General features: G+C 71.9%; 15 protein-coding genes. 8 read left to right on the top strand and 7 right to left on the bottom strand.

Annotated features, from left to right (window positions below; translation table 11 throughout):
* Positions 1 to 440: 440 nt before the first annotated feature.
* On the bottom strand, positions 441 to 2,333 hold the full coding sequence (locus H4696_RS36180) for a glycosyltransferase family 39 protein (protein WP_225955892.1): 1,893 nt from the start codon (positions 2,331 to 2,333) through the stop codon (positions 441 to 443).
* An 89-nt stretch (positions 2,334 to 2,422) separates the two neighbouring features.
* On the opposite strand from H4696_RS36180, the gene H4696_RS36175 reads away from it, so the two are divergent.
* Positions 2,423 to 2,728: a hypothetical protein gene (locus tag H4696_RS36175; protein WP_192782720.1), complete on the top strand. Its 306-nt coding sequence runs from the start codon at positions 2,423 to 2,425 to the stop codon at positions 2,726 to 2,728.
* Here H4696_RS36175 and H4696_RS36170 read toward each other — a convergent pair.
* Together H4696_RS36170 and H4696_RS36165 are read right to left on the bottom strand one after the other, a co-directional pair.
* The gene (locus tag H4696_RS36170; RefSeq protein WP_086862842.1) at positions 2,697 to 4,205 is read right to left on the bottom strand and encodes a sensor histidine kinase; all 1,509 of its coding nucleotides are present in this window, start codon (positions 4,203 to 4,205) and stop codon (positions 2,697 to 2,699) included. The two genes, H4696_RS36175 and H4696_RS36170, sit on opposite strands and share 32 nt — an antisense overlap.
* Entirely contained in the window at positions 4,183 to 4,932 is a 750-nt protein-coding gene (locus H4696_RS36165; RefSeq protein WP_086845625.1) for a response regulator transcription factor, read from the bottom strand. The genes H4696_RS36170 and H4696_RS36165 overlap by 23 nt, the downstream gene beginning before the upstream one ends.
* A gap of 168 nt (positions 4,933 to 5,100) precedes the next feature.
* Between H4696_RS36165 and H4696_RS36160 the strand changes: the two genes are divergently transcribed.
* From H4696_RS36160 to H4696_RS36145, 4 genes are all read left to right on the top strand, one after another.
* Positions 5,101 to 5,712 (top strand): hypothetical protein, encoded by a 612-nt coding sequence (locus tag H4696_RS36160; RefSeq protein ID WP_192782719.1) that lies wholly within the window; start codon positions 5,101 to 5,103, stop codon positions 5,710 to 5,712.
* A 107-nt stretch (positions 5,713 to 5,819) separates the two neighbouring features.
* Positions 5,820 to 6,974, top strand: coding sequence for a histidine kinase (locus tag H4696_RS36155; RefSeq protein ID WP_192782718.1), 1,155 nt, complete (start codon positions 5,820 to 5,822; stop codon positions 6,972 to 6,974).
* Positions 6,971 to 7,636, top strand: coding sequence for a response regulator (locus H4696_RS36150; RefSeq protein WP_086864814.1), 666 nt, complete (start codon positions 6,971 to 6,973; stop codon positions 7,634 to 7,636). Before H4696_RS36155 ends, H4696_RS36150 begins: the two co-directional genes overlap by 4 nt.
* A gap of 9 nt (positions 7,637 to 7,645) precedes the next feature.
* Positions 7,646 to 7,843 carry a hypothetical protein gene (locus tag H4696_RS36145; RefSeq protein WP_086864815.1) on the top strand — a complete coding sequence of 66 codons (198 nt, stop codon included), beginning with the start codon at positions 7,646 to 7,648 and terminating at the stop codon, positions 7,841 to 7,843.
* Here H4696_RS36145 and H4696_RS36140 read toward each other — a convergent pair.
* Entirely contained in the window at positions 7,833 to 8,279 is a 447-nt protein-coding gene (locus H4696_RS36140) for a nitroreductase family deazaflavin-dependent oxidoreductase (RefSeq protein WP_192782717.1), read from the bottom strand. The two genes, H4696_RS36145 and H4696_RS36140, sit on opposite strands and share 11 nt — an antisense overlap.
* Positions 8,280 to 8,663: 384 nt before the next feature.
* Here H4696_RS36140 and H4696_RS36135 point away from each other — a divergent pair, with 384 nt between their 5' ends.
* Positions 8,664 to 9,335: a TetR/AcrR family transcriptional regulator gene (locus tag H4696_RS36135; protein WP_192782716.1), complete on the top strand. Its 672-nt coding sequence runs from the start codon at positions 8,664 to 8,666 to the stop codon at positions 9,333 to 9,335.
* Positions 9,336 to 9,376: 41 nt separating this feature from the next.
* Entirely contained in the window at positions 9,377 to 10,894 is a 1,518-nt protein-coding gene (locus tag H4696_RS36130; RefSeq protein ID WP_086864874.1) for a 3-hydroxyacyl-CoA dehydrogenase, read from the top strand.
* A 51-nt stretch (positions 10,895 to 10,945) separates the two neighbouring features.
* On the opposite strand, the gene H4696_RS36125 is transcribed toward H4696_RS36130, so the two are convergent.
* Both H4696_RS36125 and H4696_RS36120 read right to left on the bottom strand, forming a co-directional pair.
* Positions 10,946 to 13,780 carry a PQQ-dependent sugar dehydrogenase gene (locus H4696_RS36125; RefSeq protein WP_192782715.1) on the bottom strand — a complete coding sequence of 945 codons (2,835 nt, stop codon included), beginning with the start codon at positions 13,778 to 13,780 and terminating at the stop codon, positions 10,946 to 10,948.
* 111 nt (positions 13,781 to 13,891) lie between these two features.
* Positions 13,892 to 14,533 (bottom strand): L,D-transpeptidase family protein, encoded by a 642-nt coding sequence (locus H4696_RS36120; RefSeq protein WP_192782714.1) that lies wholly within the window; start codon positions 14,531 to 14,533, stop codon positions 13,892 to 13,894.
* Positions 14,534 to 14,739: 206 nt separating this feature from the next.
* Here H4696_RS36120 and H4696_RS36115 point away from each other — a divergent pair, with 206 nt between their 5' ends.
* Positions 14,740 to 15,249 (top strand): hypothetical protein, encoded by a 510-nt coding sequence (locus tag H4696_RS36115; protein ID WP_086862345.1) that lies wholly within the window; start codon positions 14,740 to 14,742, stop codon positions 15,247 to 15,249.
* On the opposite strand, the gene H4696_RS36110 is transcribed toward H4696_RS36115, so the two are convergent.
* Positions 15,239 to 16,129, bottom strand: a complete 891-nt coding sequence (locus H4696_RS36110; protein ID WP_086862344.1) for a serine/threonine-protein kinase — start codon at positions 16,127 to 16,129, stop codon at positions 15,239 to 15,241. The genes H4696_RS36115 and H4696_RS36110 overlap by 11 nt on opposite strands.
* Position 16,130 lies beyond the last annotated feature (1 nt).

Here is a 16,130-nt window from a genome sequence, read left to right as displayed (position 1 = left end):
CATGGTGTGAAACCACGACACTCAGCGTGCCGCGTCAACCACCCCTTGTCCCTCTCCCGGCGGAGAGCCTAGCGACTAGCACAAGATCCCCACAACGCCCTGCTAGCGCATCCGAACGAGTGACCAACGACCGTGTTAACCAGCAACATCTAAACTCGCGAAGATCGACTTCCGCTAACTTTCTGTCGGCCGCCCGGCCAGGTTTGATCCTGCACGCCCGTCCGGCGCGTGCAATTGCACGGGCAGTAGTCCCCGGTCGTTACACCGCGGCGCGATCATCACCGAGCGCTACTTCGCGCCGCCGAACGGCCGTTCGCCGTGTTTCATTGACTGAGACGCGAATCGAACAGGTGTACGCCGCCGCCGATACCGCATCGGTCTCGGCGGCGCGAATGATTCCCTGGTTGTTAACACGAATGCAACACGACCTCGAATTTCGATCAATTGATCGAATTTGTCAGGTCGTAAACGGTCGTGCCCCCGACGGTGCTCGGCGCGAAGTTCTGCTCGACCCAGGTCTGGATCTCGCCGGCGGTCCCGCGGCCGCCTCCGAAGCCGCCGCGCCCGCCCGCGACGTAGTAGTGGACGTCGCCGCTCGCGACGTACTGCTGGAACTGCTCCAGCGTCGGCGCCGGGTCGCTGCCGCTGAAGCCGCCGATCGCGAGCACCGGTCGTCCGCTCGCGAGCGCCAGCCCGGCCGACTCCATCGCGCCGCTCTGCGCCGCGGCCCACTTCGTCGTCGTGCCCTTCAGCAGGTCGATCACCGCGGAGTCGGTCTGGCCGCCACCGAAACCGCGCGCGCCGCCACCGAAACCGCGGCCGCTCGCGGCGGCCGGACCGGACGACGGCGTCCCGCCCGAGTGCGCGGTCGCCGCCGTGGCCAGCGTGAACGCCGACGTCCCGAGCAGCGCGCCGCACAGGCCGAGCACGGCCACGACCGGACCGAGCCGCCGGAGCCGGTCGGCGCCGAAGAGCAGCGCGAACACCGCGGCCGCGCTCAGCACGAGCAGCGTGTAGCGCACCCACGGCTGCCAGTCCGGCGTGCGCGCGAGGAGCACGAAACCCCACACCGCGGTCACCGCGAGCATGACTGCGAGCACCGCGCGGGCCGCGAAGTTCGCCCGGCCGCGCCACAGCTCCCGCGCGGAAATCCCCAGCGTGGCGGCGACTCCCGGCGCCAGCGCCACCGTGTAGTACGGGTGGATGATCCCGCTCATGTAGCTGAACACCAGCGCGGTGACGACCAGCCAGCCACCCCACAGCAGCAGCGCCGCCCGCGTCCGGTCGGTGCGCGGCGCGCGGCGGGTGAACCACAGGCCCGCGACCAGCCCGATGACCGCGGCGGGCAGCAGCCACGACGCCTCACCGCCGAACTCGCCGCCGAACAACCGCGTCAGCCCGGTCTCACCGCCGAAGCCGCCACCGAAGCCGCGGCCGCCGGCGGGCAGCTCCACCCCGGCGGGCGGCGTGAACGTCCCGCCACCCCCGCCACCACGGCCTTCGCCGAAGATCCGGCCGAGCCCGTTGTAGCCGAACGCCAGTTCCAGCACGGTGTTGTCGGTCGAACCGCTGATGTAGGGCCGGTCGGCGGCCGGCCACACCGCGACGACCGCGATCCACCAGCCCGCGGAGACGAGCACCGCACCCGCCGCGGCGCACAGCTGCCAGATCCGCTTCCCGAGCGACGTCGGCGCCGCGACGGCGTACGCGAGCACGAACGCGGGCAGCACGAGGAACGCCTGCAGCATCTTGTCGAGGAAGCCGAACCCGATCGCGACCCCGGCCAGCAGCAGCCACGCGGTGCTCCCGCGTTCGAGCGCGCGCACGACGCAGTACGCGCCGGCGACGAGCAGCAGCACGAGGAAGGCATCGGGGTTGTCGTAGCGGAACATGAGCGCGGCGACCGGCGTCAGCGCGAGCCCGGCCCCGGCCAGCAACCCGGCCCCCGGCCCGGAAAGCCGCCGCACGGCCAGGTACAGCAGCCCCACCGACGCGACGCCGGCGAGCGCGTTCGGGACGAGCAGGCTCCAGCTGGAGAAGCCGAAGATCCGTCCGGACAGCCCCATGATCCACAGGGAGAACGGCGGTTTGTCGACGGTGACGACGTTGCCGGGGTCGAGCGAACCGAAGAACAACGCCTTCCAGCTCCACGTGCCGGCCTGCGCGGCCATCGCGTAGAAGTCGTTGGCCCAGCCCGTTTTCGCCAGATCCCACAGGTAGAGCAGCCCGGTCCCGAGCAGCAGCGCCCCCACGGAAGGCTTGACCCACCGCGCTTTCCGCGCGGTTTCCGGAGCGGGCTGGGCGGCCGCGGGCGCCGGCAGCGTGGTCGTCATGGTCCTCACGGTGTCGGCGCCGCATGTGGTGAACTTGTGCCGAAGCTGTGCGCGCGCTGTGTATCCGCCCCGATCGAGGAGGGAGAGTCGTGTCGGACGACGCACTCGAACCGGACCTGCCCGAGCTGGTGCGCCGCGCGATGCGAGCCGCCCATCGCGCGGGTTTCGACCGATCGTGCCTGGCTCGCCGCCGGTGCCGGGCCGGGCACGACGGTGGTCAGCGTGGAGCGGGACGCCGCACGGCACGCGGCCGCGTCGGAGCTCTTCGCCGGCGTGCCGGACGTGACGGTCCGGCGCGGCACCCGGACCTGCTGGCCACCGAACTGCGGCTGGCCCCGGGTTCCGCCACGATCGTGGCCCGGCTCACGCGGGCGCCGGCGCCGCCGGGAACGTGATCTCGAACTCCGTCCGCCCCGGCCGGCTCTGCACCCCCACCCGGCCGCCGTGCGCGCCGACCACCGCGGCCACGATCGCCAGCCCGAGCCCCGTGCTCCCCGCGGCCCGTGACCGCGAATTGTCGCCGCGGGCGAAGCGCTCGAAGACGTCCGGGAGAACGTCCGGCGGGATGCCCGGGCCGTCGTCGGCCACCCGGAGCCGGACCGTACCGTCCGAAGTGGACAGAGTGGTCGTCACCGTCGTGCCCGCCGGGGTGTGCGTGCGCGCGTTGGCGAGCACGTTGATCACGACCTGGTGCAGCTGGCCCGCGTCGCCGAGCACGCCGATCGGCTCGCCGGGGACGTCCATCAGCCACTTGTGCTCCGGACCGGCGACGTGCGCGTCCGCGACCGCGTCGGCCACCAGGCGGCACAGGTCCACCCACTCGTGCACCACCGGGCGACCGGAGTCGAGGCGCGCGAGCAGCAGCAGGTCCTCGACCAGCGTCGTCATCCGGCGCGACTCCGACTCGACGCGGCTCATCGCGAACGCGACGTCCGGCGGCACGTGCTCGCCGCCGCGGCGGGTCAGCTCGGCGTAGCCGCGGATCGCCGCCAGCGGCGTGCGCAGTTCGTGACTCGCGTCCGCGACGAACTGGCGGACCCGGTTCTCGCTCGCGTGCCGCGCACTCAGCGCGTTCGCGACGTGCTGCAGCATCCGGTTCAGCGCCGAGCCGACCTTGCCGACCTCGGTGTTCGGGTCGGTGTCGGTCTCCGGGACGCGTTCGGACAGCGCGACTTCGCCGCGGTCGAGCGGCAGTTCGGACACGCGCGTCGCGGTCGCGGCCAGCCGGTCGAGCGGCTTCATCGTGCGCCGGATCGTCGCCGCGCCGACCGCGCCCGCCACCAGGATCCCGGCGAGCGCGACGCCGCCGAGGATGAACCCGAGCTGCCAGAGCGTCTCGTTGACGTCCTTCAGCGGCAGGCCGATGACCGTCTTTTCCCCGCGCGGCGACGTCGTCGAGACGACGCGGTATTCACCGAGGCTGCCGCCGAGGTCGATGCTGCGCTGCTTCCCGTCCGACGGCACCTCGAGCAGGGCCAGCACCTGCGCCTTCGGGATGTCCTTGAACGGGGCCTTCCGCTTCGACGCCCCGGCCACGCTCGAGTCGAGCACCCCGGCGGAGGCCTGCGAGCCGATCTGGACGACGGCGAGCGTGCCCTCGCCCTGGCCGAGCACGCGCAGCGGATCCGGCGGCGGCGCTTCGCCGTAGGTCCACGGCGGCGGCCGGTCCCCGTTGTGCGCGGCGCGGTCGCTCGCCGCGGCCAGCCGCTTGTCCTGCTGACCGACGAGGAACTCGCTCAGCGCGAACTCCGTGACCACGCCGACGACCAGGCACACCAGCGCGAGCAGCGCGGCGAGCTGGACGATCAGCCGTCGTCGCAGCGACCACGGCCGGCGCGCCCGCTCCGGTTCAGCCCGCTGGCTTGAGGACATACCCGGCGCCCCGCATGGTGTGGATCATCGGCTCGCGGTCGGCGTCGATCTTCTTGCGCAGGTAGGAGATGTAGAGCTCGACGATGTTGGCCTGCCCGCCGAAGTCGTAGCTCCAGACGCGGTCCAGGATCTGGGCCTTCGACAGCACGCGCTTCGGGTTGCGCATGAGGTAGCGCAGCAGCTCGAACTCGGTCGCGGTCAGCGGCACCAAGTCGCCGCCGCGGTGCACTTCGCGGCTGTCCTCGTCCAGGGTGAGGTCGCCGACGACCAGCTGCGACCCGCTCGCGCCGGTGACCCCGCCCGCGCGGCGCAGCAGCGCGCGCAGGCGCAGGGCGACTTCTTCGAGGCTGAAGGGCTTGGTGACGTAGTCGTCGCCGCCCGCGGTCAGCCCGGCGATGCGGTCCTCGACCGCGTCCTTCGCCGTCAGGAACAGCACCGGCAGGTTCGGCGCCTCGGACCGCATGCGCCGCAGGACTTCGAGACCGCTGAAGTCGGGGAGCATCACGTCCAGGACGACGGCGTCGGGGCGGAAGTCGCGCGCGATCCGGACGGCCTCCGTGCCGTCGCCCGCGCTGCGCACCTCCCAGCCCTCCATCCGCAGGGCCATCGACACCAGCTCGGCCAGCGTCGCCTCGTCGTCGACCACGAGCACCCGCACGGGGCTGCCGTCGGCGCGGCGCAGGTCGGCCTTGCCGGGGCCGGGTGACGTGGCGTTCATAGCGGTCATGGTGCCACCTTCCCGGCGCACCGTCGGTGTTCGCTGTGCACTCGCTGTGCGTTTCCTGTGAGTGTTCCCCCGGTCGAGGCACAGCACCCGCTGACGCCGCGCACAGCTCAAACACAGCCTCGGCGGCGAACCTGACCGGGACCAGTGCGGGCACCACCGGAGGACACGATGACGACCGAGCCGACGCCGACCACGCCACCCCAGGGCGAGCCGGCCCCCGCCAACTGGGGCGACCCGGCCCCAGCCGCGCCGAAGAAAGGCTGGTCCGGCAAGAAGACGGCGATCGCCGCGGGCATCGCGGTGGTCATCGCGGCCGGCGGCGGCGCGGCGATCTGGGCCGGCACCAGCAGCGCGGACAACACCGCGCAGGGCCCCGGCGGCTTCGGCGGCCCGGGCGGCGGCCAGTTCCGCGGCCAGGGCATGCCGGGCGGCGGCTTCGGCGGCGGCATGGCGGCGATGCGGGACGCCCTGCACGGCGACTTCGTCGTGGCGAACCCGAACGGCGGCTACACGACCGAGCGCCTGCAGACCGGCGACGTGACCGAGCTGAGCGCCACGTCGGTGACGCTGACCAGCAAGGACGGCTACAAGCAGACGTACACGATCGACTCGTCGACCCAGAAGACGGGCGACGTGAAGCAGGGCGACGCGAACGTGACGGTGGTGGCGAAGGTCGACGGCCAGACCGCGACGGCGACGTCGCTGGGCCAGGGCTTCGAAGGCCAGCGCCAGCCGGGCCAGCGCCGCAACGGCGGCTACCCGGCCCGCCCCACGAACTGACGGCCCCGAGCCCTCCTGCCAGGGAACGCCCCGATGCCGCGTCCCCCTCCCGCCGCGTCGGGGCGTTCCCGCCCACCTCGCCGCCGCCTTAGGGCACAGTTGCGGGTGTGCCGGACATCAGGGGGTCGCTGAGGCGCCAGTCGCTGCTGGTGGCGCTCGTCTGCGTGGTCTGCGACGCCGCCCTGTTCGCCCTCCGCGGCCCGCTCGGCGAAGCGGGCTGGCGGGCGTGGGCGGTGCTGCTCGGCGGCGTCGCCGTCAACGCCGCGCTCGCCGGGGCCGCCCGCCATTCCGGCTGGGTCGCGCTCGCGCACGCTTTGCTCTTCGCCACCTCGCCGCTCCTGCTCTGCACGTGCCAGGGGTACGTCGTCGGCAACAACGCCGGGATCCTGATCGCGGGCTACCGGGCGGGGGCCTGGCTGCGGCCGAAACCCGCCGTCCTCGCGCTCCTCGCCCTGCTCGCCGGTGTCACCGCCGGCTGCGTCGAAGGCGGCGGGCGCACCGCGTCCGACTGGCGGCTGACCGCCATCAGCGTCAGCGTCAGCGGGCTCCTGCCGTGGCTGGTCGGCCGGTACACGACCGCCCGCCGCGCCTACATCGCCGACCTCGAACGCGCGGCGGACGAACGCCGTCAGCACGAGGAGGAGGCCGTGCGGCGGGCCGTTCTCGAGGAGCGCACGACGATCGCGCGCGACCTCCACGACGTCATCTCCCACCACGTCAGCGCCATCGGCGTGCACGCCGGCGCGGCCCGGCTCGGCCTCCTCGAAGGAGCCGGACCGGTGCGGAAGTCCCTCGGCGCCGTCGAGTCCGCCAGCCGCTCGGCGATGGCCGACCTCCGGCGGCTCCTCGACCTCCTGCACGCGGACACCAACGCCGGACAACCCGGCCTGGACAACCTCGACGAGCTGGTCGAGACCGTCCGCTCGGCCGGCCTCCCCACCCGGCTGACCCTGCGCGGCGAACCCCGCGAGCTGCCGGGCTCGCTCGACGTCGCCCTGTACCGGATCGCGCAGGAAGCCTTGACCAACGCCCTGCGCCACGGCGAAGGCCCGGTCGAGGTGGAGCTGAACCACGGCCGCACCGAAGTCGTGCTCACGGTGACCAACGGGCTCCGCCCCGACCGCCCGCGGCAGAACGAGCACGCGCACCGCGGCCTGGCGGGGATCCGCCAGCGCGTCACCCTGTTCGGCGGCCAGGTTTCCTACGGCGAGACCGGCGAACACTGGCAGCTGCGCACGACCTTCCCGGTGGAGAGCTCATGATCCGCGTCCTGCTGGCCGACGACCACGCGATGTTCCGCTCCGGGATGCGCGCGCTGCTCGACACCCAGCCCGACTTCACCTGCGTCGGCGAGGCCTCCGACGGCCGCGAAGCCGTCGCCGAGACCGCGCGGCTCCGCCCGGACGTCGCGGTCCTCGACGTCCGGATGCCCCGCCTCGACGGCCTCGCCGCGACGGAAGCGATCCTCGCCGCGCCGGGCAACGACACGCGCGTCCTGGTGCTCACCACCTACGACGCCGACGAGTACGTCTACCGCGCGCTGCGCGCCGGGGCGAGCGGGTTCTTGCTGAAAAGCCTGGCACCGGAGGAGCTGGTCGCGGCGATGCGGGTGGCCGCGCGCGGGGACGCGCTGATCGACCCGTCGGTGACGCGGCGGCTGGTCGCGAAGTTCACGTCGGTACTCGAACCCGCGGCCGCCGAACCACCCGAGCTGGCCAGGCTGACGTCCCGCGAACGCGAAGTGCTGCTCCTGATCGCCAACGCCTGCAGCAACGCCGAGATCGCGCGGCGGCTGCACGTCGGCGAGGAGACGGTCAAGACCCACGTGTCGCGCGTACTGAGCAAGCTGGGCCTGCCCGACCGCGTGCACGCCGTCGTCTACGCCTACCGCCACAAACTCGTGCCGGCCGAGCCGCCCGCCTAAGCTGGGCCGATGAGGCGCTGGATCACGCTCGCGGTCGGGATCGTGCTCGTGCTGGTCGGCGCCGTCTGGGTGCTGCAGGGCATCGGGGTCATCACCGGCAGTTTCATGACCGGCCAGAAACTGTGGTTCCTGATCGGCCTCGCCGCGTTCCTGGTCGGCGTGGTCCTGGTCGCGGCGAACCTGACGCGGCGCAAACCTACTTCGTGAAGATCTCGAAGATCGGGTAGCCCGGCGCGATCTCGCGCAGCTTCTCGTCCGAGGCCTTGGCGTCGACGCCGTCGAAGAACACGCCGACCTCGAACTTCCAGCGCTTGAGGTAGGCGCGGAGGATGCCCGGCTTCTCGTCGTCGGCCAGCTCGCGGAACGTGAACTCCTCGACGCGCTTCCCGACGCGGAGCGTGCCTTCGCCGGCGACGCGCAGGTTCCGCACCCACTGCGTCTCGCCCCGCGGGGCGACGAGGTAGCGAACGCCGTCGACGGTGAGCAGGTTCACCGGCACCGACCGCGGCTCCCCACTCTTCCGGCCGACGACGGTCAGCACCCGGCTGCCCCAGACGCTGACCCCCATCCTGGTCAGCTTCGCGACGATCTCGTTGAAGGCGCTGGTGGACTTCTTCGGCTCGATGTAGCGGGCGGCGGTCATGGTGTCCTCCGAAGTTTGGGAGAGCAGTGCTCTCGGTTAAGAGCAGTTAACACTCGAGCGGTGCTCACTGTCAAGAGCACCGCTCTCTCTTTTGCGCACCGCTCTCTCCGCGGCACTCCGGCACACCCCTTCGCCGCTCACCCCCTCACCCCCAACCCGCCCACCCCTGCCGCTCCCTCGCCCCCTCCCCGCCGCCGCCAACCCCCCTCCGACCCGCCACGGCAAGCACGTCCGACCCCGCGCAGCGAGCGGCAGCCCGAGTCCCTCGACGCCCCAAAGAGCAGCGCTCTCGATTAGGAGCGGCGGAACACCCGAGCATCGCTCACCACCCAGAGCACTGCTCTCCATTTTGTGCGCCGCTCTCCCCGTGGCACACTGATCACCATGACCGCGACCCGGACCGCCCGTGAACGCGCCCGTGCCGAACTGACCCAGGAGATCAAGGACGAAGCCCGCCGCCAGCTCGCCGACGTCGGCGCGCACGGGCTGTCGCTGCGTGCGGTGGCCCGCGAGCTGGGCATGGTCTCCTCCGCGCTGTACCGCTACTTCCCGAGCCGTGACCGGCTGCTGACGGACCTGATCGTCGACGCCTACAACGCGATCGGCGAAGCCGCGGAGAACGGAGACCCCGGCGAAGGCGAGCCCCCACGGGAGCGCTGGCTGGCGATCTGGCACGCGACACGCGACTGGGCCCGCGCCCACCCGCACGAGTACGCGCTCATCTACGGCTCCCCGATCCCCGGCTACGAGGCACCCCAGGACACCGTCGCCCCGGCGGCGCGGGTCGCGCTCGCGCTGGTCAAGGTGCTCACGCACACCAAGGTGCAGGCGGCCGACGAAGTCCCGCCCGAGCTGCGCGACCAGGCCCAAGCGCTCACCAAGGCCCTCGGGATCGTCGCCGGTCCCGAGACCGTGGCCCGGCTGCTGATGGCCTGGACGCAGCTGTTCGGCGCGATCAGCTTCGACCTGTTCGGCCAGTACGTCGGCAGCGTCGACCCGGCGGACGCGTTCTTCGCCCACTCGGCGAAGCGGATGGCCGAGTTCGTCGGCCTCTAGGCGGTACCGTCACGCCAGAGGCCAACGGAAAGGCGGGCGACGTGACGGGGTGGGCCGGGAAGGTCGGCAGGATCCGGGTGATCGGCACCGGGGTGATGGGGCGCGGGATCGTCCAGCTGGCCGCGACCGCGGGTGTGACCGTGGAGCTGGCCGACGTCCGCCGCGAGGCCGTCGACGACGCGATCGCGTACGTCGGCGGGATGGTCGACAAGCTGGCCGCGAAGGGCAAGCTCGACGATCCGCAGGCGGTGAAGGACCGGTTGGTCGCCGTGGCCGCGCCCGATGCTCCGGCGGACGGCGTCGATCTCGTCGTCGAGGCCGTGCGGGAGGACCTCGAGACCAAGCGGGCCCTGTTCGCCGCCCTCGAGCGCGCCTGTCCACAGGAGACGGTGTTCGCGACCAACACCAGCTCGCTGTCGGTCACCGAGATCGCCGCCGAATTGACCGAGCCCGGGCGGCTCGTCGGGCTGCACTTCTTCAACCCGGTGCCGCTGATGCGCCTGGTCGAGGTGGTGCCGGGTGCGCGCACGCACGACTGGCTGCCCGCCCAGGCGCTCGAGCTGGTGCGGAGCTGGGGCCACGAGCCGGTGCTGGCAAAGGACGCGCCCGGCTTCCTGGTCAACCACGCCGGCCGCGGGCTGAACACCGAAGCGCTGCAGATCCTGGCCGAGGCGCTGGCCGAGCCCGCCGACGTGGACCGCGTCGCCCGTGACGTGCTCGGCCTGAAGCTGGGCCCGTTCGAACTGCTCGACCTCACCGGCCTCGACGTCTCCCACGCCGTCCTGGAAAGCATCTGGAGCGGCTTCCACGGCGACCCGCGGCTGCGCCCGTCCTGGCTGACCCGCCCGCGGGTCGCCGCCGGGCTGTTCGGGCGGAAGAACGGCGAAGGGTTCTACTCCTACGTCGACGGCAAGCAGCAGGCCCCCGACGAGCCCGCGGCGCCGCCGAAGCCGTCGAGCCCGGTGTTCACCGCGGACGAGCACCTCGCCCGCGCGCTGTCGTCCGCGGGCGTGCACGTGGTGTCCGACGCCTACCCGGACGCGGTACTGCTCGTGCCGCTCTACGGTGAGTCCACAGTGGACGCGGCGACCCGCGCCGGGCTGCCGCTGGACCGGGCCACCGGCGTCGATCCGCTCGGTGGCTACGAACGACGGCTGACGATGTCCGTCCACCCGGGACTCGACCCGGCGGCCGGCCGTGCCGCTTGGGGCGCGCTGGCGGCGACCGGCCATCCGGTGACCGTCGTGCGCGACGGGCCCGCCCCGATCGCCCAGCGCCTGCTGGCCTCGATCGTGAACACGGCGTGCTTCATCGCGGGCCAGCACCTCGCGACCCCGGCGGACATCGACACGGCGGTCCGCCTCGGCCTCGGCTACCCGCGCGGTCCACTGGCCTGGGGCGACCTCGTCGGCGGCGACGTGGTGCTGCGCATCCTGCGCGGCCTCGCCGCGGCCACCGGCGACCCGCGCTACCGGCCGAGCCCGTGGCTCACCGAGCGCGTCGCCCTCGGCCTCCCGCTGACGACGACCGGGACCACACCCGCCACTCTTCGTTCCTGACACGGAAAAGCGGGCCGCCCCGAGGGACGGCCCGCTTCTTCACCGCCTACTTCACCACGGCCGGTCGACGGCCCCGCCCGCGAGCGTGAACGTGATGTAGCCGCCCTGGAAGTCGCTGCGGTACACCCCGTTCACCACGTACTCGTCCGACGTCGGGTAGCGCAGGTAGGACCGCTCCCACCCGAGGGCCGCCCAGCGCTTGCGGATCTCGCCCTTCACCGCGTGCGCGCCGGTCGCCACCGTGTAGTAGATCGAGTGGCCGAGGCTGAAGTGGTTGTAGCGCCCGATCCCGTCCGGCGTCACGCCTTCGTCGGTCGTCGGGTAGCCGAGGCCGCGCTCGTACCCGTACTCCGCCCACTTCTTCCGGATCTCACCGAAGATCGCGTGCGCACCGTTCGCGGCGGTGTAGTAGATCGAGCCGACGTTGCCACCCTTGATGAAGTGGTTGTAGCGGCCCACCCCGTCCGGCGTGCCGGCCTCGTCGGTCGTCGGATAGCCCAGACCACGCTCGTAGTCCAGCGCCGCCCACTTCTTCCGGATCTCACCGTAGAGCGCGTGCGCACCCGTCGCGGCCGTGTAGTAGATCGACCCCACGTTGCCGTTGTTGACGAAGTGGTTGTACTGCGCCACACCGTCCGGAGTGGACGCGGTGTCCGACGTCGGCGGGCCGAGGACGCTGTGGCCGCCGAACGCGACGTACTTGTCGAGCACCGGGCCGGTCACGAACTTCGTGCCGCCCACCGCGCTCCAGTACAGCCGGCCGTTCGCGTAGACGCGGTAGTGGACCGGGCCGTCGGTGACTTCGGCCGCCGTCGGCGCGCCCAGCTTCGCCTGCAGCGCCGGGTCGGCGTTGTAGCGCTGGTCGATCGGCGTGGCGTAGTTCGCCGTCAGCGTCATGTCGGTCGTGCCGACGGTGATGATCCACTTCGTGTCCGTCGGACCACCCTGCCAGCCGGTGAACGTCGAGACGCCGTCGATGGCCAGCTTGCTCGCGTTGACGTCGAAGGTGGCACCCTCGGCGACCATCGCCGTGCTGACACCGCCTTCGACCGGGATGCTCAGCGCCGCGGGTTGCGTGCTGACCAAGGTGATGCGGTGCTCGCGCGGCCACGCCGTGTACGTCTTGGACGTCGTGACGCCCGCGCTGTCGGTCACCGTCGCGGTGAACTCCATCCGCGAGTCCGGGTGCTCGGTGAACGCGGCCGCGAAGCTCGCCCCGGTACCACCGTCGCCCGGGTGGGAGTGGCACGTCGCCTCGCTCGGGCAGTGCCGCACCGTCGTGCTCCAGGTGATCGGCAGCGCGCCGTCCTCGGCGTCGGTCGCGGTGGCGCTCAGCGAAACCTGCTGGCCGACCGCGAACGTCGCGGTGTCACCCGGCGTGGTGAGGGTGATCACCGGGGTGTGGTTGCCCGGCGCGACCGCGATGCTGGTCGTGTCTGCGGCGCCCAGCGGGTCCCGGACGGTCAGCTTCGCGGTGAACGCCTCGGTGCCCGCCGCGTAGGCGTGCGACACCGTCGGCCCCGCGTCGACGAGGGTCTTGCCGTCGCCGAAGTCCCAGTCGTACTTCAGCGGGTCTTTGTCGTAGTCCACCGACGCCGAACCGTCGAACGAAACGGTGCGGGTGTCCGGATCGGTCACCGACGTGGCCTTCGCGACCGGCGCGGTGTTGTTGGCCGAGTAGGTCAGCCGCCGCAGGTTGCCGGAGAGGATGTCGGCGTAGACGATGTCGCCGTTCGGCGCCGCCGCGAACTTCACCGGACCACCGATGTCGGTGAACACGGGCGGGTTCTCCGGGGCCTGCGTGAGCTGGCCCTGCTTGTCGTACTTCATCGTCCAGATCTTGTGCGTCACGTAGTCGCCGAAGAAGTACGAGCCGTGGTAGGCGTCCGGGTAGCTGGATCCGTTGTAGACGATCCCGCCGCTGACGCTGTTGCCCTGCATCGCACCGCTGCCGTGCTGGTATTCGAACACCGGCGGCTGGTTCGCCACGCCGGCGCACTCCGCGAGGTCGCTGTAGCCCGGGGTCGGGTGGCTGCCCTCCCAGCACGGCCAGCCCTGGTTCGCGCCGCGCTGCACGACGTCGACCTCTTCCCAGGTGCTCCAGCCGACGTCACCGGCGACCGGCAGGCCGAGGTTCTGGTCGATGCTGAAGCGGAACGGGTTGCGGAACCCGCGGGCGAACACCTTGCTGGCGGTCGACCCCGGGTTGGCCGCGTCGTAGTACGGGTTCGCCGGCACGCCCTTGCCGTCCGCGGCGAGGTGGAAGATCTTGCCGTACGGCTGGTTGATGTCCTGGGCACGCAACGAGCCCGGGTCCATCTTGGTGAAGTCGCCGTTGTCGCCGATGGACAGCCAGAGCGTCCCGTCGGTGGCCGCGACGACCTCGTCGATGCCGTGGACGTTGAAGATGCCCGGCACCTCGAACAGCGACTGCTCACCGGTCAGCCCGGTCGGCGCGCCCGCGGCGTCCACGGTGACCGTGAACCGCGCCATCCGCATGACGAAGCCGCTGGTCTGGTTGATCGACCGCGTCAGGTAGATCGCGTGCGACGTGGCGTAGTCCGGCGCGACGGCGAGCCCGACGAGCCCGAGGTCCTCATTGGTCCGGACCGCCAGCTTCGTGAGCGAGCGGCCCGCCGAGCCGTCGGCCGGCAGCCAGCGGACGGTGCCGTTCTTGCCGGTGACGAGCACCGAGTTGTCCGGCAGGTACGCGAAGTCCGTGAGTGGTTCTTGCCCCAGCCCGGAGCTGGTGTCCCGCAGCACGAACCCCTGCGGGAGCGCTGTCGCCGCCGTCGCCACCCCCGTGGCCACGACGGGCAGCATCGCCCCGGTCAAAACTGCCGCCACGAAGGCGTGACGGAGTGCGCGAAGTTTTCGCAAGGCCATTTGGCCCCCCTTCCCAAGCGATCACTTATCGCCCGAGCAGGGGGGCCAGTTGCACTCGGCAGAGTGAATTTATCGGACTGTGACCTACTGTCCGTATTGGCCGGTAACGCGTTACGGGACCACCTGCACGACGTCACCGACGTGCAAAGTGTTGAAGAACTTCAGGGACGCGGCGGCCGACAGGTGGATGCAGCCGTGCGAGTACACCGACAGGCTGCCGGTGTGGAAAGCGTCGCCCGGGTAGAAGAACACCGAGTTCGGCATCTCCGCGTTGTCGAACTCCTTCGACAGGTGCATCTTTTCCTTCGACAGCACGTGGAACGTGCCGGTCGGAGTCGGGTTGCTCTTGCGGCCCGGCAGCATCTTCACCGGCCCGTAGACGACCTTGCCGCCCTGCAGCAGCCACGCCTGGTGCGACGAGATGTCGACGCAGGCCGCGGTGCCCGATGCCGCGGCTGCCGCCGCGCACGGCACGCCCGGGTTCTCCGCGGGCGCCGGCTTCGGCTTGGGCTTCGGCTTGGTCGTGGTGGGGGCCGCCTTCGACGTGGTCGGGGCCGGAGCCGCACTCGACGTCGCCGTGGTGGGCGTGGGGGTCGGGGTGGCGCTCGACGTCGTCGGCGCTCCGCCGCCGGCACCCGCCGCGACGGCCCCGCCGCCCGCGTTCGGCCCGCCGGCCGCACCCCCGCCACCGGAGCAGGCAGCCAGCACGAAGGCGGTGGCCAGCGCGGCCGCTCCCGCCAGAAGCCTCTTCACGATCCGGTACCCCCAGTGTCTCGATCACCGCTTTGAACACCCGTAAAGACGGCGTTCACCCGGTCGAGGTTCGTCGGCGAAGGTCACGATTTGGGTCAACCCGGGGGTGGAGGCCGAAATCCACCCAGGACCGGCCCCTGCGCCGACGAAACCGGGCCGCCGCGCGGCGAAGCTGGGAGCACCCGACGAACCGAGGAGCCCCGGCCATGCCCACCGCCGCGAACGTCCTGCTCTACGCCGCCATCGCCCTGCTGGTCTTGTACCGCGTCGTCTACCGGCAGGTCCGCGGCACGCTGCTCGACCGCAAGTCGCTGGTCACGCTGCCCCTCGTGCTCACCGCGGCCGGCGCCTACCTGACGCTGAAAGCGCTGCCCGGCACGTCCGCCGGCGAGCTCGGCCTGCTCGCCGTCGACCTGGTCGTGCTCGCCGGCCTCGGCGTCCTGCGCAGCACGACCACGACGCTCACCGAGCGCGACGGCACGACGTTCCAGAAGGGCTCGGCGGTCACGATCGGGCTGTGGGCGCTGACCGTCGCGGTCCGGATCGGACTGGTGGCGCTCGGCACCGCGCTGGGCGTCGCGGGCCCGCTGACCTCGACGTCGATCGCGCTCACCCTCGGCGTCAGCATCTTGGTGCAGAACGCGACGACCTACCTCCGCATCCAGCGCCGCGGCCTGCCGCTGGCCGACCGGCGCCCGGCGGCACTCAGCCGCTGACGCGCCCCAGCATCCGCGCGTACATCCGGCCGGGGCTCGGCACCGACGGCGGCACCAGGAACCCGGGCAGCGGCGGCAGCCCGCCGACGAACCCGCCGAGCTGCTCGTACAGCTCGGCCGCGCCGGACGGCCGGGCATCCGGCTCCTTCGCCAGCACCTCCGCAAGCAAGGCGTTGAGCTGGTTCGGGACACCCCGGACCGGCGGCGGCAGCTCCTTGACCTGCCGCTCGAACACCGCGTACGCGGTCGGCCCGTCGAACAGCCGCTGCCCGGTGAGCATCTCGTGCAGCACGCAGCCGAGCGCGTAGAGGTCGCTGCGCGGTTCGGCGCCGCCCCGCTGGATCTGCTCGGGCGCCATGTACGACGGCGTCCCCAGCAGCTGCCCGGCCCGCGTGAACTGCGCGGCGTCGGCTTCCCGCAGCACGGCGAGCCCGAAGTCCATCACCTTCACGCCGCCGTCGGGCCCGAGCATCAGGTTGGACGGCTTGAGGTCGCGGTGGCACACCGCGAGCGCGTGCGCGGCGGTCAGCACCGCGCACGTCTGCGCCGCGATCGCCGCGGCCCACGGCACCGGCAGCGGCCCGTGCTCGGCGAGCAGGTCGGCCACGGTCACGCCGTCGACGAACTGCATGACCTGGAACAACCGGTCGTCGTGGGTGCCGTAGTCGTACAGCGTCGGCACGCCGGGGTGGTCGAGCGTCGCCAGGATCCGCGCCTCGCGCGCGAACCGGGCTTCCAGTTCTTCGTCGCGGCCCGGCAGCCTGAGCAGCTTGATCGCCACGCGCCGGCCCAGCCTGCGGTCGTGCCCGCCGTGCACCGCGCCCATCCCGCCGCGGCCGAGCGGCAGCTCGTCGAGCTCGTAGCGGTCGGCGATCAGCATC

This window comes from Amycolatopsis lexingtonensis (assembly GCF_014873755.1).
Lineage (GTDB): Bacteria > Actinomycetota > Actinomycetes > Mycobacteriales > Pseudonocardiaceae > Amycolatopsis > Amycolatopsis lexingtonensis.
The sequence above is the reverse complement of the archived record's forward strand: the minus strand, read 5'-3'. Positions and strand labels throughout refer to the sequence as shown.